Raw genomic sequence first — 19,607 nt, forward strand, 5'->3', positions numbered from 1 at the left:
AACCGGCGCTGGAGGAACCGTAAGGGCTCATGGTTCTAGGGCGGATTCGATTGGGGTCGACCATTTTTCCTCGACCCGGGCGACGCGCCAGACAACCACCGATACCCCCCACGTCACAACGAACAACCCCACGATCCCGAACCCGAGGATATTGAGATTCAACCCGTTCAACCACTCCCAGAACCCACCGTTCCAATGCAATTGCTGGGCAAGCAGTCCGAGTAGTTCGACCGAACCGATGATCAGCGCCACGGCGACGGACAGGCCGGTGATGGTGAGGTTGTAGTAGACCTTGCGGGTGGGGTTGGCGAAGGCCCAGCCGTAGGCGAAGTTCATGAAGGAGCCGTCGACGGTGTCGAACAGGCACATGCCGGCGGCGAATAGGACCGGCAGGCAGAGGATCGCGTACCAGGGCAGGCCGGCGGCGGCGCTGGTGCCGGCCAGCACGAGCAGGGCGACCTCGGTGGCGGTGTCGAAACCGAGGCCGAAGAGCACTCCGACCGGGTACATCTGCCAGGGCTTGGTGATCGACCGCATCAGCCCGCCCAGCAGCCGGTTGAGCAAGCCGCGCTTGGCGAGCTGATCCTCGAGTTCCCGCTCGTCGTAGCGGCCGCCGCGCATGTCGCGGAACACGCGCAGGATGCCGGCCAGCGCAACGATGTTGAGGGCGGCGATCAGATAGAGGAAGGCGCCGGACACGCCCGCGCCGATGAGGCCGGTGTAGCGGTGCAGCGCCGACGAATCGTCCTGTACCGGTCCGGCGATCGACCGCACGCCCAGCGAGAGCAGCAGTGCCAGGCCGAACACGATCGTGGAGTGGCCGAGGGAGAAATAGAAGCCGACCGACAGCGGGCGCCGCCGGTCGTTCATCAGCTTGCGGGTGGTGTTGTCGATGGCCGAGATGTGGTCGGCGTCGAACGCGTGCCGCATCCCGAGCGTGTAGGCCGTCACGCCGACGCCGACCCCGAATGTCTTGGCGCCCAGCGTGAAATGCCGTGGGGCGACGAACGCGGTGAGAGTCAGCCAGCCGATCACGTGCAGGGCCAGGATCACCGCCGCCATCGCGCCGAGCGAGATCCACTCCCGCCGGTTCGGGGCCATCGTCGTCCTCGCCGACCCGGGCTGTGCGGTGTCGGCCGTCTCGAGCGTCAAGGCCAGCCTCCACCCGTAGCGGTCGCAAAATTCACGGTAGGCTCGAATCGTCCTTTTTGCAATTCTTTGGCAAGAAGGCATCCGTTGGCCTGCCGTGGCACGCGAGCGGGTCGCGACGGAGACTGGTGGCATGACACACGCGGGAAGGGCCGATCGGATCGACGGCGAGCACGACGACCCGCGCTCGCTGCTGCGACGTCACGGTCTGCGCTGCACCGCGCCGCGCCTGGCCGTACTGGCCGTGCTGTTCCGCGAGCAGCCGCACGGGCACCGCAACGTCGCGGAGATCCACCGATCGCTGCTCGACAGCGACCGGGATGTCGACCTCACCACCGTCTACCGGACGGTCTCCACCCTCGCCGAGGCGGGCATCCTGCACACCCTGGCCCTCGACGACCGCGGCATCACCTACGGCATCGCCGAACGCCCGCACCACCACGCGGTCTGCACCCACTGCGGCGCCATGCGCGAAATCCCCGCCGACAACCTGGCCGAGGTCCTCACCGACGCCAGCCGCAGCAGCGCCTTCCGGCTCACCGACAGCGGCGGACTCACCCTGCGCGGCCTGTGCCCCGACTGTCAGTCGGAGATTTCGGCCACGACCGGTGCGTGATCGCTGGGCGCCTTGCCCTTGCGCTCCTCGCGGTCGACCCCGGCGTCGGTGACGGTCGCGGCCAGGGCGGGGGAGGCGAGGATGAAGTCGATGCGCATGCCCTCCTTGCGGGGGAAGCGCAGCTGTGTGTAGTCCCAGTAGGTGTAGACGCCGGGGCCGGGAGCGAAGGGGCGCATCACGTCGGTGAATCCGGCCGCGGTGATGGCGGTGAACGCATCGCGTTCGGGCTGGGAGACATGGGTTTTGCCGGTGAAGAAGTCCGGGGACCACACGTCGTGGTCGGTGGGCGCGATATTCCAGTCGCCGACCAGCGCGATCTTGGCATCGGGCCGCTCGGCCAGCCACCGCGCGCCCGAGTTCCGCAGGGCGGCAAGCCATTGCAGCTTGTATTCGTAGTGCGGGTCGTCCAGGGCGCGGCCGTTGGGGACGTACAGGCTCCACACCCGCACGCCGCCGCAGGTAGCCCCGATCGCGCGGGCCTCGACCACCGGCGCGCTCAGCAGCGAATCCTGTGCGTCCTTGTCGAATCCGGGCTGGCCGGGAAACGCGATCTCGACCTCGTCCAGGCCGATCCGCGAGGCGATCGCCACGCCGTTCCACTGGTTGAACCCGACGTGCGCGACCTCGTAGCCGGCCTCCTCGAAACGCTCCGACGGGAATTGGTCGTCGCGGCACTTGGTCTCCTGGATGGCGAGCACATCGATGTCCGCCCGATCCAGCCACGCGATCACCCGATCCACCCGGGACCGAATCGAATTCACGTTCCATGTCGCCAAACGCACTGCCAGCTCGCCTCTTTCGGAATTGGAATCAGCGGTCAGGCCGCGGCGGCGTACCTGTACCGGTGGTGCTCGAGGAAACCCATCGCACGGTACAGCGCCAGCGCGCCGGTGTTCTCCGCTTCGACCTGAAGATAGGCGTGGGTGGCCCCGCGTTTGGTGCCCCAGCGGATCAGCTCGGCGCAGACCAGCGTGCCGAGGCCGCGCCGGCGATGCGGCTCCGCGACGGCGATGCTCGTCAGTCCGATCCAGCGGCGGCCGTCCGGTGCCGTGGTGACCGCGCCGCGCCCGATCGCGAGCGGGTTGGGCAGACCCAGTGTGCCGAAACCCAATTCGCCCTGGTGCACCGCCGTCAATACGTCCATGTCCGGAATATCCGGCGGAATCGGGGCGGCGTCCTCGCCCTTGAACCGGTGCAGCTCCAGCCACGCGGGCGAGGGCTCCGGCTCGATGCGCACCATCGAAGGTCCCTGGGGGAGTGGGAAACTGCCGATGTCGATCCCCATCACGACCGTCTCGCCCCACGCTCGCCAGCCGGGCGGGGCGGCGGCGAGCCGATCCGGGACGACCAGCAGCGGCGGCATGCGGCGCTCGGCGTACCACTGCTCGATCCGCTCCATCGTGTGCGGGGTGAGCTGGGCGGGGCCGCCGACGGTGCCCAGCGGGACCGCCGAATTGGCCCGCCGCGTATAGCCGTTGCCCGCGCGCAGCAGCCAGCCATCGATCCAGGCGTGCTCGATGCCGGGCCAGGCGTCGGCCGCCGCGGACTCCAGCGCCCGGATCTCGCGGGTCCGAATGGGCCTGGGCCCTACCGCCTTCACGGCCACGATCGCATCCGCGGGGATCGTCACCGGCCCGGCGGGCCCGGCATGCACGGTCAGCGGATCGAGCGCGACGAGCTCGCCGATCACATCGGTGAAGGGCTCGGGATCGGCGTACGGGAGGCGATACCGCACCACCACCCGCTGTCCCGGCAGCAGTTCGGAGGGGTCAGTCGTCATGGCCGAACGGATCCGGCACGGTGCCCGGAACCCAGCTCAAACCCGGTGTGCCCCAGCCATTTCGTTTGATGGCCTTCTTCGCCGCGCGGGCATTGCGGCCGATCAGCACGTCGACGTAGAGGAAACCGTCCAGGTGGCCGACCTCGTGCTGCAGCATGCGGGCGAAGAAGCCCTTGCCCTCGATCTCGACCGGATTGCCGTGCTCGTCGGTGCCGGTGACGCGGGCCCAGTCGGCGCGGCCGGTGGGGAACTGCTCACCCGGGACGGACAGGCAGCCCTCCTCGTCGTCATCGGGATCCGGCATCGTCTCGGGGATCTCCGAGGTCTGCAGCACCGGGTTGATCACCGCGCCGCGGCGGCGGTTCACCGAGCCGTCGGCCTCGACGTCGGGGCAGTCGTAAACGAACAGCCGCAGCGGCACGCCGACCTGATTGGCGGCCAGGCCCACGCCGTTGGCGACGTCGAGGGTCTCGTACATGTCCGCGATCAGTTCGGCCAGCTCGTCCGGTGTCTGGGTGACCTGCTCGGTCGGTGCGTGCAGAACCGGATCGCCGACGATGCGAATGGGGAGAATCGCCATGGTCGCACACTTTACGCGGCGCCCCGGAGGGGACCGACACGCCGTGTGACACATCTAGTAACTCGGGCATCCGTGGTTGAATGAGCGGCGACGTATCGTCTGGTGGTCACTCGGCGAGGGAGCAATATGGACAGCGCAGCGGCCCGGAATCTTTCCGCAAGCGAGGACAGCTCTTCCGCGGGCGGCAATTCCCAGGTCCCCGCCTCCGACGGGCTCATCGATGGGCTCACCCGGCGCGAGCTCGAGATCCTCGACTTCGAACGCAAGTGGTGGAAGTACGCGGGCGCCAAGGAGGACGCCATTCGCGAGCTGTTCGGCATGTCCGCCACCCGCTACTACCAGGTTCTCAACGCCGTTGTCGACAAGCCCGAGGCGATGGCCGCCGACCCGATGCTGGTCAAGCGTCTGCGCAGGCTGCGGGCGAGCCGTCAGAAGGCCAGGGCGGCACGGCGACTGGGTTTCCAGGTGTGATGCGCGCGTCTCGACGGGTGGACGGTTAGGGTGAGCTTGTGAGGGAGCTTGCGACCGAACCAGTGATACAGCGTGCCTTGCGCACCGCGGAGCCGAGCGCCAGCGAGGCGCAGCGGTGAGCAACCCGAATCCGCCCTCCGGCGGACCGCCGCTGCGTGCGCTCGCGATGGTGTTGATCGCCGTGGCCATTGTCTTCGCGGGCCTCGGTGCCATGTCGCTGTCGTCGAGTTCCGATTCCGACACCTCGGCCGGTCCGGGCTCGTCCAGCTCGACCACCCCGGCGCCGGCCACCCCGGCGCGACCGGCCGCGACCAGCAGCACGGCCGCGCTCACCACCACCACGACGACCGCCGCCCCGACCACCACGGCTGCGAACGGGATCGACAAGTCGATTCCGGTACGGGTGCTCAACAACAGCACCATCGCCGGATTGGCCGCCAAGACGGGTAGCCGGCTGACAGCGAGCGGCTGGAACGTCACCGAGACGGGCAACTACTCCAGCGGTGTGCTGTCGAAAACGACCGTTTTCTACGAGAATTCGCGTGAGCAGGCCACCGCGCAGGCGATCGCCGATCAACTCGGCGGCCGGATCGAACCCCGGAGCGCGGGGCTGGGCGGTTCCGCGCCCGGCATCATCGTCATCGTCGCGAACGACTGAAGATCACGGGCGCCGAGCCCCACGCCCGGACCGCATAACGGCTCTGGCATCATCTTGTCCGGTAACGAATCTGTCCACGCAGCTTTACTCGTAAACTCGGTACTCGTAAAGGAGTTCCCCGATGGCCCCGTTCACGACACGTCGCCCGTTCTGGCGGATTGTGACCCCGGTGCTGGCGGTCGCGGCCTTCGGCCTCGCAGCCTGTAGCAACGGTCAGCAATCGAGCGATGTCAAGGGAACCACGCCGCCGGTGTGGACAGGGACGGGTGCGGCCGGTCCGTCCGGGGCCAACGGTCCCGGCGCGGCCTCGACTCCCGACAATTCGGTGTCGGTGCAGCTGAAGGACCCCTCCGGCGCCGATATCGGCACCGCGACCATCGCCAAGTCCGGGAGCCACCTGCAGCTCACCGTCGACGCGCACGGCCTCAAGCCCGGCTTCCACGGGCTGCATATCCACCAGGTCGGCAAGTGCGAGGCGAATTCCGTCGCCCCCGCCGGCGGCGCGCCGGGCAACTTCCTGTCCGCGGGCGGGCACCTGCAGGTCGGGGACGCCCACGCCATGCCGGCCAGCGGCGATCTGACCTCCCTCGAGGCGGGCCAGGACGGCGCCGCCCACCTGGTGACCACCACCGACGCGGTCACCCTCGACGACATCAAGGACAAGGCCCTGATCATCCACGCGGGCCCGGACAACTTCGGCAACATTCCGAGTCGATACACCCAGGCCGCGGGCGGCGCCACCGGTCCGGACGCCGAAACGCAGGCGACCGGCGACGCGGGTGCCCGAGTTGCCTGCGGTGTCATCGGGTAAGCAGGTAGGCCATGGGCGGGGCAGGCATTCGTAGGGTTCTCTGGAATGGCTCGCCCCGGCCCACGCTCGGCGTCGAGTGGGAGATCGCGCTGGTCGACAAGCAGACCCGCAATCTGTCCAATACGGCCGCGGCCGTCTTCGACGCCGTCGGTGATCTGCGCGCCCACGACGGCACGCCGCAGGTCACCAAGGAGCTGCTGCGCAATACGGTCGAGATCGTCAGCGGGGTGCACGACACCGTCGGCGAGGTCGTCGACGATCTGCACGCCACCATGGACACCGTGCGCCGCGCCGCCGATCCGCTGGGCGTGGATCTGTTCTGCGCCGGCACGCACCCGTTCGCGCAGTGGTCGGCCCAATTGCTCACGCGCACGGTGCATTACGACGAACTGATCGATCGCACCCAGTGGTGGGGGCGGCAGATGCTGATCTGGGGAGTGCACGTGCACGTGGGAGTGTCCCACCCGGAGAAGGTCTTTCCGATCCTGAATACCCTGCTGCTGTCGTATCCGCATCTGCTGGCGCTGTCGGCCTCCTCGCCGATGTGGGCGGGAGTGGACACCGGCTATGCCAGCAACCGCGCCATGATGTTCCAGCAGCTGCCCACCGCCGGGCTGCCCTTCCAGTTCGAAAACTGGTCCCAGTTCGAGGCTTTCGTGCGGGACGAGACCAAAACCGGTGTCTTCGAACAGCTCGGCGGCATGCACTGGGACATTCGCCCCGCCCCCAAGTGGGGCACCATCGAGGTCCGGGTCTGTGATGGAATCCCCAGTCGCACAGAGCTCTCCGCGCTGGTGGCGCTGATCCACTGCCTGATCGTGGATCTCGACCGCCGGGTCGAGGCGGGGGAGACGCTGCCCACACTGCCGCCCTGGCACGTGCAGGAGAACAAGTGGCGCGCCGCCCGTTACGGGCTCGACGCGATCATCATCACCGATGCCGACAGCAACGAGCGGCTGATGACCGACGACCTGAGCGACCTGCTGGATCGTCTCGAGCCGGTCGCCAAGCAGCTCGGCTGCGAGAACGAGCTGTCCATGGCCGCGGACATTCCCCAGCGGGGCGCCTCCTATCAGCGCCAGCGCCGCGCCGCGGCCGCCGCCCAGGGCGACCTCATCGCGGTCGTCGACGCCCTGGTGAAGGAACTCGGCAAGTAGGTCCCGGCGAGCGGATTTCGTAGCCGTTTGGTTGCGGTGGGTTCAGCCACTCAGGGGGGTGGCGTTCATCACGTGTTTACTATGATGGCCGTGCTTCTCGACAATCCGCGTTCCGGCTTCGATGGCGGCGCCCGCCGCGGCCGGTTCGGGCGGCCGTCGAGGCGGGTGCTGGTGGTCGCCGCGGCCGCGGCCGTACCGCTGCTGCTCATCGCGTTGCAGATCGTGGCCTCGTGCAACGGTTTCGAGGGGCCGCTGCAGAGCGTCTGGCACGACTACTTCGGCACCCCGAAATCGATGTCGATGCCGTGGGCTGGGCTGGGACTGGCCCTGATCGGCCTCTCGTGGCGACGGCGGTTCGTCGCCGTGAGCATCGCGGTGGCGCTCGACGCGGCGATCGCCGGACTGCGGGTGGCGCTGGGCGGGCCGCTGACCTTCGGCAACGGCGCGGTGATCACCCTGACCGGCCTGGCGCTGCTCGCCTGGCTCGGCTGGGAGGGCCGGGACAAGCGCGATGCGCTGCGTGCGGCCGCGCTCGGCGCGCTGCTGATCCTCGCCACCAAGGTGGGCGACGTCTGGCTGCACGTCACCGTGATGGCCGGGCCGAATGTGCTGGATCGGTATGTGGCGCTGGCGGATCGTGCCTTCGGCGAGCCGTCCTGGCTGGTCGCCCGGGGGCTGGGCGCGCTCGGACCGGTGGTGCCCGCGGTGCTGCACTGGGTCTACATCGAACTGCCGGTGGCGGCGATGGCGATCGCGGTGTGGCAGCTGCGAAATGTGGTGCGGACCGGGGTGTGGCCGGGCCACTACCTGGTGCGGACGTTCCTGGTGCTCGGGCTCGTCGGGCCGGTGTTCTATATCCTGTTCCCGGTGGTGGGTCCGATGTTCGCGTTCGCGGCCGACGGCCACGGCCTGCAGATCGGCAACTTCTGGCCGCAGCACCTGCCCCCGATGGACCACGCGCCCGCCCGCATCCGGTTCGACGCCTTCACCCCACGCAACTGCATGCCCTCCATGCACGCCGCCTGGTCCACCTCGATATTCCTGCACTCGCGCCGCGACACCGACGGCTCGCCCGCCCCGCGCTGGCTGCGCTGGGGCGGCGCGTTCTGGGTGCTGGCCACCCTCGTGGCCACCCTCGGCTTCGGCTACCACTACGGCGCGGACCTGATCGCGGGCGTGGTGCTGTGCCTGACCGTGGAGTCCGCGCTGCGGGCTCCCGAACGCGGCTGGACCGGTGCGCGCATCCAGCTCGTCGCCGCCGGCTTCATCGTGTTCTTCGCCCTGCTGCTGTCCTACCGCTACCTGGCCCTGTGGATGGCCGAGCACACCCTCCCCGCGGGCATCATCGTGGTGGCCCTGGTCGCCGCCTACTGCCGCGCGTTCTACGTCACCTGGTTCGCGCAGCCGGTGCCCGCCCACCCGGCCGAGACCGCTGAGGTACCGGCGCGATAGCCGGCGGCCGCCGCACCGAAACCGCTTGCTGGTAGGCGCCGAAACGGCGCGGCACAATGGCACATGTGCCCGAACTGTCCCTTACTGCCCGCCTGAATCGCTCGGCCGCGGATGCCCGGCGCGGGGTGGTGCGGTTGCATCCGGAGGCGCTGGCGGCGCTGGGGCTGCGGGAGTGGGACGGGATCGCGCTGGTCGGGTCGCGGCGGACGGCGGCGGTGGCGGGGGTGGCTCCCGCGGGGACGCCCGCGGGTGCTGTGCTGCTGGACGATGTGACGCTGTCCAATGCCGGGGTGCGGGAGGACGCGACCGTGGTGGTGTCGCCCGCGACGGTCTTCGGGGCGCGGCGGATCTCGGTGATCGGCTCGGCGCAGGCCATGCGCAGCATCGCCGAGACGACGCTGCGGCAGGCGCTGCTGGGCAAGGTCGTCACGGTCGGTGACGCGGTCTCGCTGCTGCCGCGCGATCTGGGCCCGGGCACCAGCACCGCGGCCGCGTCGCAGGCGCTGTCGCGCACCTTCGGCATCGCGTGGACCTCCGAGCTGCTCACCGTCACCGCGGCCGATCCCATGCGCGGCGCGGTGAGTATTCAGCCCAACAGCGCGGTGGTGTGGGGTGCGGGCGCGGCGCTCGCCGAGGCATCGCACGATCTGGACGGCGCGGGCGCGCCTCAGCCCGGTACCCGGATGACGGTGCGGGAGCGGCCATCCGCGGTGCCGGTGGCCGAATTGGCCGGTGCGCGGGCCCAGGCGGCGAAGCTGACCGAATGGCTCAGCCTCGCGCTGGACGAGCCCGAACTGCTCAAAACCCTCGGCGCGCCACCGCATCTCGGTGTCCTCGTGACCGGACCGGCCGGGGCCGGTAAGGCGACGCTGGCCCGCGCGGTCGCCGCGCCGCGCCGCATGGTGGAGCTCGACGGGCCCACCGTCGGCGCTACCGAGAGCGGCACCCGGCTGCGCGAGGTGGGCCTGGCGGTCTCGGAAATCTGTTCCGGCGCCGGTGGAGTGCTGCTGATCACCGACATCGACGCGCTGTTGCCGGCGGAGCGGGAACCGGTCGCCACCCTCATCCTCGATCAGCTGCGCGGCGCGGTGGCGACGCCGGGAGTTGCCTTCCTGGCCACCACCTCTCACCCCGCCGCGATCGATACTCGCCTGCGCGCACCGGACCTGTGCGACCGCGAGGTGGCGCTGACACTTCCGACCGCGGCCGTGCGCAAGGACCTGCTCGAACAGCTGCTGCGCAAGGTCCCCACCGACGGCCTCGAGCTCGACGAGATCGCCGCCCGGACACCGGGTTTCGTGGTCTCCGACCTGGCCGCGCTGTGCCGCGAGGCGGCGCTGCGGGCGGCCTCGCGGGCCAGCCGCGAGCACTCCGATCCGATGCTGACCCACCCCGATCTGCTCGGCGCCCTGCAGGTGATTCGCCCGCTGTCGCGGTCGGGCGCCGAGGAATTGGCGATCGGCAGCCTGAGCCTGGATGACGTCGGCGATATGGCCGAGACCAAACAGGCGCTCACCGAATCGGTGCTGTGGCCGCTGCGGCATCCGGATTCCTTTGCCCGCCTGGGCATCGACCCGCCGCGCGGTGTACTGCTCTACGGCCCGCCCGGCTGCGGCAAGACCTTCCTGGTGCGGGCCCTGGCCGGGAGCGGCCAGCTCAGCGTGCACGCGGTCAAGGGCGCCGAGCTGATGGACAAGTGGGTCGGATCCTCCGAGCGCGCGGTGCGCGAATTGTTCCAGCGCGCCCGCGATTCCGCGCCGTCACTGATCTTCCTGGACGAGGTGGACGCCCTGGCCCCGCGGCGCGGCCAGAGCGGTGATTCGGGCGTGGGCGACCGGGTGGTCGCGGCGCTGCTGACCGAACTGGACGGGGTGGAGCCGCTGCGCGAGGTCGTCGTGGTGGGCGCGACGAATCGGCCGGAGCTCATCGACCCGGCGCTGATGCGGCCGGGCCGGCTCGAGCGCCTGATCTTCGTCCCGCCGCCCGACGCCGGTGCGCGCGCCGACATCCTGCGCACCGCGAGCCGTTCCGTGCCGCTGGCCGCCGGCGTGGACCTGGCCGCGCTGGCCGCCGACCTGGACGGCTATTCGGCCGCGGACTGCTCGGCCCTGCTGCGCGAGGCGGCGCTGGCCGCGATGCGCCGCGACGTCGACGCCGCCGATGTCACCGCCGCCGACGTCGCCATCGCCCGCGCGGCGGTGCGGGCCTCGCTCGATGCGGATCAGATGGAGTCGTTGCGGTCCTACGCCGATCGGCGCGCGGCGGGCACCTGAGCGTGCTGGGCACACGACCAGCACATCTTTCGGAGGAGACGTAGCGCACGTAAATGGCACGCCTGCCTTTCGTGTGCCTCCGATCACAGGTAGTTTTGCCTGGTGCGCACCAGTCATGCTGTTGTGGAGATGGTCACGGCCTTCGTGTGCACGCTGGTTGCCGGAATGTCGCTACTGCTGCCGATCGACTTCGCGTGGTCGACGGAGTCGAGCGCGCTACAACTGGATATGCTCGCCTTCAGCGTGCCGCGCGCCATCGCGGTCGGCGCCATGGTCGCGGTGCTGGTCGCGGTGTTCGCGACCACCATGAATCACGCCATGGCCGCGTGGGGGTCGGCCCTGTTCGGCATCGCGATCATGTTCATCAACCATCTCGCCGGACACAATGCCAATCCGGTCGCGCCGCTGTCCACCCTGAACTTCGTGGATTCGATCGCCGGCGGAATTCTGCTGGGCGGCATCGCGGCCGCGGTGCTGCGCGGCCGCCTGCAGGTCTTCGGGTGGACGCTCGGCGCGCTGGCCAGCGTCGTGATCGCCGCGGCGATGCCGGTGTCGTACACCCAGGGCCGTCTCGACCTGACCTCGCACTGGCCGGCGGTCGACTCCCCGCCGCTGTGGCTCATCGAGATCACGCTGGTCCTGGTGGCTTTCGGCACCATTGCCAACCGGCGCCGTGCCGAGATCGAGCGGCGTGCGATCGAGCTGCCGATGGCCCCGATCCTGGCGGGCCTGCTGTACATCGCCGTCACGTTGTTCGGCTCGGAGTGGCTGGCCCGGCATGCCGCCGATGTCGTCGACATCACGGTGGCGGTGGCGGCCACGGTGATCACCGCGGTGATCGCGGCGATGCTGCTGCCCCGCCGCGACGGCACCCTGGTGCTGCTCGCGGTCGCGTTGTCGTCGGTGGGCAGCGCGGTGATTCCCGCGCAGGTGGCGGACTGGGCGGCGCCGTTGCTGGTCGTGGCGGTGGCGGCCGGAATCGTGGTGGGATTCCGGCGGGCCGCACCGATGGTGGCGCTGGCAATGCTGGCCGGGCTGGCGTTGTTCGGCGCGCTGACCGGCAACGACGGCCGGCTGCGTGCCGCCGTCCTCGCCGTGGTGCTCGCGGTGGCGGCCGGGTACTGCTTCGGTTGCGCCGCACCGCGGTACAACCCGACGCGGGTGCTCGGAGTCGCGATCGTGCTGGGCGCCTCGGGGGTGCTGGCCGTGCGCGACCACCTCAGTCACGGGGCCTTCAGCACCGCGACCCTGCAGGGCGGGCAGTGGAGCATCGTCCCGGTGCCCATGGTGCATGCGGCCATCTCGTACTGGATGGCGCTGGCGATCACGATCGGCTGCGCGGCGGGGCTGCTGTTCCTGCGGCGCTGGCGAGCGCCGACGGTGGTGCGGGCACCCCAGCCGATGACCGATTTGCCCGAAACGTCCGAAGATAGCTGATTTTCGCCGTATGGTACGAGCGTCCGCATCGCCCGGGACCGGAGAACACGTCGGCAAGTATCATCGAGGCCGCTCCACCCCGCTGCCGACCGACGGAGTGATGTTTGCTCGCCATCCTGTTCGCACATGCCGCCGCCGCTCTCATCGCGCCGCCGTGCGTCCGGATGTTGGGCAGGCGCGGCTTCTATGTGCTGGCGCTGGCGCCGCTGGGCAGCCTCGGCTGGGTGGTCACGCATTGGAACGACGACCGGACCCTCGAAATCCCCTGGGCGCCCAGCATCCACCTGAACGTGGACCTGCGCTTCGACTCGCTCTCCAGCATCATGGCCGCGCTGGTGCTGGGCATCGGCACGCTGATCCTGGCCTACTGCGCGGGCTACTTCGACGATGACGACCGCCAGCGGCTGGGCATCTTCGCCGGCTACATGGTGGCGTTCTCCGGGGCCATGTTCGGGCTGGTCACCAGCGACAACATGATCCTGATGTTCACCTTCTGGGAAGCCACGACGGTGCTGTCGTTCCTGCTGGTGGGCCATCACGCGGATCAGATCGCCGGCCGCCGCGCGGCACTGCAGGCGCTGCTGGTCACCGGTGCGGGCGGGCTGACGATGCTGGTCGGCATCATCATGGTGGGCCACGAGTGCGGCACCTACCGGCTCTCGGAGGTCGTGCACCGGGCCGATCCGCACTCCTGGTTCACGGGCGTGGCGGTGGTGCTGATCCTGATCGGTGCGCTGAGCAAGTCGGCGATCGTGCCCCTGCACTTCTGGCTGCCCGGCGCGATGGCCGCGCCCACGCCGGTCAGCGCCTATCTGCACGCCGCGGCGATGGTCAAGGCCGGTGTGTACCTGGTCGCGCGCCTCGCGCCGGTGTTCGCGGTCAGCGCGCCGTGGCATCCGATCCTGCTCACGCTGGGCCTGTTGTCGATGGTGCTGGCCGGGCTGCGCTCGCTGCAGGTCTACGACCTGAAGCTGGTGCTGGCCTTCGGCACGGTCAGCCAGCTCGGGTTCATGACGACGCTGCTGGCGATCGGCACCCCGGACGCGGCACTGGCCGGGGTGACGATGATCGTGGCGCACGCGCTGTTCAAGGCCTGCCTGTTCATGGTCGTCGGCGTCATCGACCACGGCGCCGGGACCCGGGACATGCGGCGGCTGTCCGGTCTGGGGCGACGCGCGCCGGTGCTGTGCGGGACCGCGACCCTGGCCGCGCTGAGCATGGCCGGCATCCCGCCCATGCTGGGTTTCGTGGGCAAGGAGAGCGCGCTGGGCGCAATTCTGGACGCGGACAACCTGTCCGGGCCCGCGCGGGCCGCCGTGGTCGTGGGAGTCGTGGTCGGCTCCATGTTCACAGTCGGCTACAGCGTCCGATTCCTCTGGGGCGCATTCGGTTCCAAGACAGCGGATAAATACGGGTCCACGGATGTGCCCGAGCCGCACCGCGAATGGCATCGTCCCGGTGCGCTGTTCGTCGCGCCGCCCGCGGTGCTGGCGCTGGCGAGTGTCGCCGCCGGGGTGGGTGCGTCCCGCCTGGACCGGCTGCTGCGGCCCTATGCGCAAACCCTTCCCGGACACGGGCTTTCCCATCTGGCGCTGTGGCACGGCTGGGGGACGCCGCTGACCCTGTCGATGGTGGCGATCGCCTGCGGTCTGCTGCTGTTCGAAATCCGGGACCGCATCGGTGAATCCGCCAATCCCCGCCTGGGCAACGCCGACCGCGTCTACGACGCGGTGCTGCGCGGAATGGATCAGCTGTCCCTGCGCATGACCGGTGCGACACAACGCGGTTCGCTCCCGCTGAACCAGGCGCTGATCCTGATCACCCTGATCGCGCTGCCGACCGCGATGCTGATGGTCGAGGCACGCTCGAAAGTGTCCCTGCGCCTGTGGGATTCGCCCCTTCAGCCGGTGATCGGGCTGATCATGATCATGATGGCGGTGGGTGCCACCATCATGCGCAACCGCCTCGCCGCGGTGCTGCTGGTCGGCGTCACCGGCTACGGCTGCGGGTGCATCTTCGCGCTGCACGGCGCGCCCGACCTGGCCCTGACCCAATTCCTGGTGGAGACGCTGACGCTGGTCATCTTCGTGCTGGTGCTGCGCAAATTCCCCGCCGAGGTGGAGTCCGACCGCACCACCGCGTTCAAGGTGCGCCGCGCGGTGCTCGCGGCGCTGGTCGGCGCGACGGTCTCGGTGCTGGCCGCGTTCGCGATCGCCGCGCGCAGCACCGAACCGATCTGGCACCGGATCCCCGACTACGCCTACGAATTCGGCGGCGGCAAGAACGCGGTGAACGTGCTGCTGGTCGACGTCCGGGCGTGGGACACCCTCGGGGAGATCTCGGTGCTGGTGGTCGCCGCGACGGGCGTCGCCTCGCTGATGTTCCGCAGCCGCCGCTTCGGCACGCTGCCGCGGGTGGCCGACGCGCCCGGCTACGACCCGAACCGCACCTACTGGTTGCCCGCGGCCAACCTGGTCGCCCGCCGGCACCGATCGATGGTGCTGGCGATGACGACCCGGCTGCTGTTCCCGACGATCATGATGCTCTCGGCGTACTTCTTCTTCTCCGGCCACAACGCCCCCGGCGGCGGTTTCGCGGGCGGCCTGACCGCCGGATTGGCGCTGGTGCTGCGGTATCTCGCGGGCGGGCGCTACGAGCTGGCCGAGGCGCTGCCGGTCGACGCGGGACACCTGCTCGGCGCGGGACTGGCCCTGGCCGCGGGCACCGCGACCGGGTCGCTGGTGCTGGGAGCGCCGCCGTTGTCCTCGGCGATCATCCAGGTGAACCTGCCGATGTTCGGGCACGTCAAGCTGGTCACCGCGATGCTGTTCGATCTGGGCGTGTACCTGATCGTGGTCGGCCTGGTGCTGGATGTGCTGCGCAGCCTCGGCGCCCGCCTGGACACCGAGGACCCGATGCACACCACGGGCACCCTGCCCCGGATCGAGACAACGGGGCCGGTCAGCCGACCGAGCTTGCGGAGTCGGCGGGATGGGGAAAACATCGGGGAGCGCCGATGACCGCGAACCTGACCCTGCTGATCCTGATCGGCATCCTGACCGCATGCGCGGTGTACATGGTGCTCGAGCGCGCGGTGTCGAAGATGCTGCTGGGGATGATCCTTTTCGGCAACGCGGTGAATCTGCTCATTCTTACTGTCGGAGGGGTGGACGGACGCCCGCCGATCCTGGGGGAAACCGATCGGGTGCACCACGATACGGCCGATCCGCTGGCGCAGGCGATGGTGCTGACCTCCATCGTGATCACCATGGGACTGGCCGCGTTCGTGCTGGCGCTTGCCTACCGCTCCTACGCCCTGCGCGCCACCGAGCAGGTGGAGAACGACCCCGAGGACGTGAAGGTGGCCTCGCGGCGCGAGGGGGAGGATCCCGAGCAGTGAGTTTGCCCCATGACCTGATTTTTCGGCTGGCCCCGCTGCCGGTGCTGATCCCGCTCCTGACCGCGGCGCTCACGCTCGTCGCCGGGCGCAAACCCCGGCTGCAGCAGATCATTTCGGTGATCGCGCTGTCCGCCGTCGTGGCGGTCGCGGCGCTGCTGCTGTACCTCGCCGATCGCGACGGCATGGCCGCGCTGCAGGTCGGGGGCTGGCACGCGCCGATCGGGATCACGCTGGTGGTGGACCGGTTGTCCGCGGCGATGCTGCTGGTGTCCTCGATCGTGCTGCTGGCGGTCATGGTGTACGCCGTCGGGCAGGGTATCAGCGACGGCACCGAACGCCAGCCGACCTCGATCTTCCAGCCGACGTATCTCATTCTGACCGCGGGGGTTTCGATCGCCTTCCTGGCCGGGGACCTGTTCAACCTGTTCGTGGGGTTCGAGGTGCTGCTGGCCGCGTCGTTCGTGCTGCTGACCCTCGGCGCCAGCGCCGACCGGGTGCGCGCGGGGGTGTCGTACGTGATGGTGTCGATGGTGTCGTCGCTGATCTTCCTGATCGGCATCGCGCTGGCCTATGCGGCGACCGGCACCCTGAATCTGGCGCAGATGGCCGAGCGGATGGCCGCGGTGCCCGGCGGGGTGCGCGGCGCGATCTACGCGGTGCTGCTGGTGGCGTTCGGGATCAAGGCCGCGGTGTTCCCGCTGTCGAACTGGCTGCCCGATTCCTATCCCACCGCGCCGGCGCCGGTCACCGCGGTTTTCGCGGGTTTGCTGACGAAGGTCGGTGTGTACGCGATCATCCGGCTGCACACGCTGCTGTTCCCGGCCGCGCATTTCGACCGGGTGCTGCTGATCTGCGGCCTGTTCACCATGCTGCTCGGCATTCTCGGCGCGATCGCTCAGAGCGATATCAAGCGGCTGCTGTCGTTTACCCTGGTCAGCCACATCGGCTATCTGATGTTCGGCATCGGGCTCAATACCGCCGCGGGCCTGGCGGGCACGGTTTTCTATGTGGCACACCACATTCTGGTGCAGACCACGCTGTTCCTGGTGGTCGGGCTGATCGAGCGGCAGGCGGGTTCGGCGTCGCTTGAGCGCCTGGGTGGACTGCTCGCGGCCAGCCCCGCGCTGGCGGTGCTGTTCGGCATCCCGGCGCTGAATCTGGGTGGCATTCCGCCCTTTTCGGGATTCCTGGGCAAGGTGACGCTGCTGCAGGCCGGTGTCGCCGACGGCAGCGTGCTGGCCTGGGTGCTGGTCGCCGGGTCGGTGCTGACCAGCCTGCTGACGCTGTATGCGATGGCGCGGGTGTGGAGCAAGGCGTTCTGGCGGGCGCGCGCCCAGGCGCCCGAGGGCGAGCTGGGCGATGCGGCGCCCTCGGCGCTGATCGACGAATCGGTCGACATGCTGTTCCACGAGCGCCCCGATCCAGGCCGGATGCCGCGGATGATGCTGGCCCCGACGGTCGCGCTGATCGGGGTGGGCCTGGCCCTGACGGTCTTCGCCGGGCCGATCCTCAATATCGCCGCGCGCACCGCGGGCGATCTGACGGATCGGGGCACCTACCTGAAAACCGTCCTGGGGCATTCGGATACGGCGCAGGCGGGAGGACGCGATGAACCGGCACGGTGAGCGTGCGCAGGGCGGGGGTGCAGGATGCGCATGAGTCGGGAAACTCTCGTCTGGATCGGTTCGCTCGCGTGGCTGGCCATCGTCTACACGGCCCTGTGGGGGGAGTTCACCATCGGCAATGTCGTTGCGGGACTGGTGATCGGCGCGATCATCATGCTCGCGCTGCCGCTGCCGCGGGTACCGATCTCCGGGCGCCTGCATCCGCTGTCGTTGTTCGAATTGATCGCTGTCAGTGCGTATTACGCGCTCGAATCGAGCCTGCAGATCGCCTGGTTCGCGATCCGGCCGGCCGGGGCCCCGGTATCCGGCGTGCTGCGGGTGCGCCTGGCGATCCGCTCGCCCCTGGTGATGGTGCTGTGCGCCGACCTGCTCAACCTGATCCCGGGCACCATGGTGCTCGAACTCGACCGCGAGACTCACACCGTCTGGGTGCACGTGCTGGACGTCGGCAGCGACGCGGCCGTCGAACGGTTCTACTTCACCACCCGGCGGCTCGAGCAGTTGCTGATCCGCTCCTTCGAGCGCCCGTCCGAATGGCGCGAGACGATGAAGCCTGTCCCACCTCCCCCCGAGGAGCGATGACCCATGCATGACACGAGCACGGCGATGCAGGTCGTCGCGACCATTGCGGCGGTCCTGCTGGTGAGCGCGGCCGCCCTCACCGCCTACCGCGTCCTGGCGGGGCCCAGCACCCTGGACCGGGTCGTCGGCATCGACTCCCTGGTGGCGATCACCGCCTCCGGACTGGCGGTGTGGGCGGCGTTCAGCGACGACACCACGGTGCTGCCCGGGATCGTGGCGCTGGCCCTGGTCGGATTCCTCGGCTCGGCCGCGGTCTCCCGATTCCGCGTGCGGGACGACCGATGAATTGGTTCGAGACCACCCTGCGCTGGCTGTCGTACGTGCTGATCCTGCTCGGCGCGGCCTTCGCGCTGACCGCGGCCCTGGGCATCGTCCGATTCCCCGACACCCTGTCCCGGATGCACGCCGCGACGAAACCTCAGGTCGTCGGCCTGATCCTGATTCTGCTAGGCGCGGCGATCCAGCTGCGCGGCCACGGCAACGTCTGGATGCTCGTCCTGGTGGGACTGTTTACGCTGCTCACCGCCCCCGCCGTCGCCCACCTCATCGGCCGCACCGCATACCGTGAGCAGCGCGGGCGCGACGGCTTGCTGCTCATCAACGAACTCGGGGACGACGACCAGGAATAAGTGAAAGCTCCTGTACCGCAGTCGGACTGCGCGCGTCTTGTCGGCCGCCGCCGGCGAGAGGCTCAGCCGTGCAGGCCGGTACCCGGGAAGTTCCGCCCGCCCGGACGACGTAACCGCAACCGCGCGTTGGAGACCCGCAACACGGGCCGCCGGGTGGCCCGCCGCTGTGCGCGGCGTTCAGCCGGCTTGTGATGCCAGGTCTCCGGACGGGCCGCGACCCAGCGCGCCGAGCGCCAGGCGAACGGAATGTGCGCCAGATACAGCGCCACCAGCACCATCAGCAGGATCAGCGGATAGGTGACCAGCGCCGCGGCGACCAGCGCGACCAGCACCAGCAGCAGCGCGGCGGCCTGCGGCGCGACCGAGACCGATTTCATCGCCAGCGTCGGGATTGTGCTGACGGCCAGCAGCGCGGCGAACACCGTCCACGCCGCGACCACCGGCACCGAATTCCACCAGCCGCTGCCGAACTGCTCGTACACCGCGACGGGCAGCAGCGCGGTGAGCGCGGCCGCCGGGGCGGGCACGCCAGTGAAGTATTCGCGCTGCCAGTCGGGCCGGGTGTCGTCGTCCAGCAGGGTGTTGAACCGGGCCAGCCGCAGCACCAGGCTCACCGCATAGATCAGCGCGATGATCCAGCCCACGCTGTACTTGTGCAGGAACGCCACGTACAGCACCAGCGCCGGGGCCACACCGAACGAGATGGCATCCGAGAGCGAATCGAGCTCGGCGCCGATCTTGGTGGTCGCGTCGAGCAGGCGGGCCAGCCGCCCGTCCAGGGTGTCGAGCACGGCGGCCGCGCCGACCATGGCCAGCGAGACCTGCAGCGACCCGTCGAGGGCGAACTTCACCGCCGACAGTCCGGCGCACAGGGCCAGGATCGTGACGATGCTCGGCAGCAATCGCACGGTCCGGCGCCGTCCGGTGTCTACCCACCCCGCCGGCTTCGCCGCCATGCCACCCCCATGGGCGATCGCGGATTTATCG

Annotated in this window: 19 protein-coding genes; 14 read left to right on the forward strand and 5 right to left on the reverse strand. The window is 69.5% G+C overall.

What is annotated here, in order from left to right:
- Positions 1–27: 27 nt before the first annotated feature.
- On the reverse strand, positions 28–1,152 hold the full coding sequence (locus ABH933_RS09015) for a HoxN/HupN/NixA family nickel/cobalt transporter (RefSeq protein WP_429419097.1): 1,125 nt from the start codon (positions 1,150–1,152) through the stop codon (positions 28–30).
- A 130-nt stretch (positions 1,153–1,282) separates the two neighbouring features.
- Here ABH933_RS09015 and ABH933_RS09020 point away from each other — a divergent pair, with 130 nt between their 5' ends.
- Positions 1,283–1,765 carry a Fur family transcriptional regulator gene (locus ABH933_RS09020; RefSeq protein WP_429419099.1) on the forward strand — a complete coding sequence of 161 codons (483 nt, stop codon included), beginning with the start codon at positions 1,283–1,285 and terminating at the stop codon, positions 1,763–1,765.
- Here ABH933_RS09020 and ABH933_RS09025 read toward each other — a convergent pair.
- Genes ABH933_RS09025 through ABH933_RS09035 form a run of 3 tightly spaced genes read right to left on the reverse strand, consistent with a single transcriptional unit; the run spans position 1,732 to position 4,125 of the window.
- The gene (locus tag ABH933_RS09025) at positions 1,732–2,547 is read right to left on the reverse strand and encodes an exodeoxyribonuclease III (protein WP_215922136.1); all 816 of its coding nucleotides are present in this window, start codon (positions 2,545–2,547) and stop codon (positions 1,732–1,734) included. The genes ABH933_RS09020 and ABH933_RS09025 overlap by 34 nt on opposite strands.
- A gap of 35 nt (positions 2,548–2,582) precedes the next feature.
- A complete protein-coding gene (locus ABH933_RS09030; RefSeq protein WP_429419101.1) occupies positions 2,583–3,545 on the reverse strand; it encodes an N-acetylglutamate synthase, CG3035 family in 963 nt (320 codons plus the stop codon).
- On the reverse strand, positions 3,535–4,125 hold the full coding sequence (locus ABH933_RS09035) for a peptide deformylase (RefSeq protein ID WP_215922134.1): 591 nt from the start codon (positions 4,123–4,125) through the stop codon (positions 3,535–3,537). Before ABH933_RS09035 ends, ABH933_RS09030 begins: the two co-directional genes overlap by 11 nt.
- A gap of 126 nt (positions 4,126–4,251) precedes the next feature.
- Here ABH933_RS09035 and ABH933_RS09040 point away from each other — a divergent pair, with 126 nt between their 5' ends.
- The 13 genes from ABH933_RS09040 (at position 4,252) to mnhG (ending at position 18,620) form a co-directional block, all read left to right on the forward strand.
- Positions 4,252–4,596, forward strand: a complete 345-nt coding sequence (locus ABH933_RS09040; protein WP_429419103.1) for a DUF3263 domain-containing protein — start codon at positions 4,252–4,254, stop codon at positions 4,594–4,596.
- A gap of 115 nt (positions 4,597–4,711) precedes the next feature.
- Complete coding sequence (locus tag ABH933_RS09045) at positions 4,712–5,254, forward strand: LytR C-terminal domain-containing protein (protein WP_429419106.1); 543 nt, start codon at positions 4,712–4,714, stop codon at positions 5,252–5,254.
- A 121-nt stretch (positions 5,255–5,375) separates the two neighbouring features.
- Positions 5,376–6,065, forward strand: a complete 690-nt coding sequence (gene sodC, locus ABH933_RS09050; RefSeq protein ID WP_429419109.1) for a superoxide dismutase[Cu-Zn] — start codon at positions 5,376–5,378, stop codon at positions 6,063–6,065.
- Positions 6,066–6,076: 11 nt separating this feature from the next.
- Positions 6,077–7,222 carry a glutamate--cysteine ligase gene (locus tag ABH933_RS09055; protein WP_429419112.1) on the forward strand — a complete coding sequence of 382 codons (1,146 nt, stop codon included), beginning with the start codon at positions 6,077–6,079 and terminating at the stop codon, positions 7,220–7,222.
- A gap of 84 nt (positions 7,223–7,306) precedes the next feature.
- Positions 7,307–8,674 carry a DUF5933 domain-containing protein gene (locus ABH933_RS09060; protein ID WP_429419262.1) on the forward strand — a complete coding sequence of 456 codons (1,368 nt, stop codon included), beginning with the start codon at positions 7,307–7,309 and terminating at the stop codon, positions 8,672–8,674.
- A gap of 65 nt (positions 8,675–8,739) precedes the next feature.
- A complete protein-coding gene (locus ABH933_RS09065) occupies positions 8,740–10,947 on the forward strand; it encodes an AAA family ATPase (protein WP_429419114.1) in 2,208 nt (735 codons plus the stop codon).
- Between the two features lie 102 nt (positions 10,948–11,049).
- On the forward strand, positions 11,050–12,384 hold the full coding sequence (locus tag ABH933_RS09070; RefSeq protein ID WP_429419116.1) for a hypothetical protein: 1,335 nt from the start codon (positions 11,050–11,052) through the stop codon (positions 12,382–12,384).
- A 104-nt stretch (positions 12,385–12,488) separates the two neighbouring features.
- Complete coding sequence (locus ABH933_RS09075) at positions 12,489–15,404, forward strand: Na+/H+ antiporter subunit A (RefSeq protein ID WP_429419119.1); 2,916 nt, start codon at positions 12,489–12,491, stop codon at positions 15,402–15,404.
- Positions 15,401–15,784 (forward strand): Na(+)/H(+) antiporter subunit C, encoded by a 384-nt coding sequence (locus ABH933_RS09080; RefSeq protein ID WP_215922125.1) that lies wholly within the window; start codon positions 15,401–15,403, stop codon positions 15,782–15,784. Before ABH933_RS09075 ends, ABH933_RS09080 begins: the two co-directional genes overlap by 4 nt.
- On the forward strand, positions 15,781–17,409 hold the full coding sequence (locus ABH933_RS09085; protein ID WP_429419121.1) for a Na+/H+ antiporter subunit D: 1,629 nt from the start codon (positions 15,781–15,783) through the stop codon (positions 17,407–17,409). Before ABH933_RS09080 ends, ABH933_RS09085 begins: the two co-directional genes overlap by 4 nt.
- A 30-nt stretch (positions 17,410–17,439) precedes the next feature.
- Positions 17,440–17,991: a Na+/H+ antiporter subunit E gene (locus tag ABH933_RS09090; protein ID WP_429419124.1), complete on the forward strand. Its 552-nt coding sequence runs from the start codon at positions 17,440–17,442 to the stop codon at positions 17,989–17,991.
- A gap of 24 nt (positions 17,992–18,015) precedes the next feature.
- The gene (locus ABH933_RS09095; protein ID WP_215922328.1) at positions 18,016–18,276 is read left to right on the forward strand and encodes a monovalent cation/H+ antiporter complex subunit F; all 261 of its coding nucleotides are present in this window, start codon (positions 18,016–18,018) and stop codon (positions 18,274–18,276) included.
- Positions 18,273–18,620, forward strand: coding sequence for a monovalent cation/H(+) antiporter subunit G (mnhG, locus tag ABH933_RS09100; protein WP_215922122.1), 348 nt, complete (start codon positions 18,273–18,275; stop codon positions 18,618–18,620). Before ABH933_RS09095 ends, mnhG begins: the two co-directional genes overlap by 4 nt.
- Positions 18,621–18,682: 62 nt before the next feature.
- Here mnhG and ABH933_RS09105 read toward each other — a convergent pair whose 3' ends face one another.
- Positions 18,683–19,576, reverse strand: a complete 894-nt coding sequence (locus ABH933_RS09105) for a CDP-alcohol phosphatidyltransferase family protein (protein ID WP_429419264.1) — start codon at positions 19,574–19,576, stop codon at positions 18,683–18,685.
- Positions 19,577–19,607: the final 31 nt, after the last annotated feature.

Origin of the sequence: Nocardia sp. GP40 (assembly GCF_050434125.1) — a bacterium.
Taxonomy (GTDB): Bacteria; Actinomycetota; Actinomycetes; order Mycobacteriales; family Mycobacteriaceae; genus Nocardia; species Nocardia albiluteola.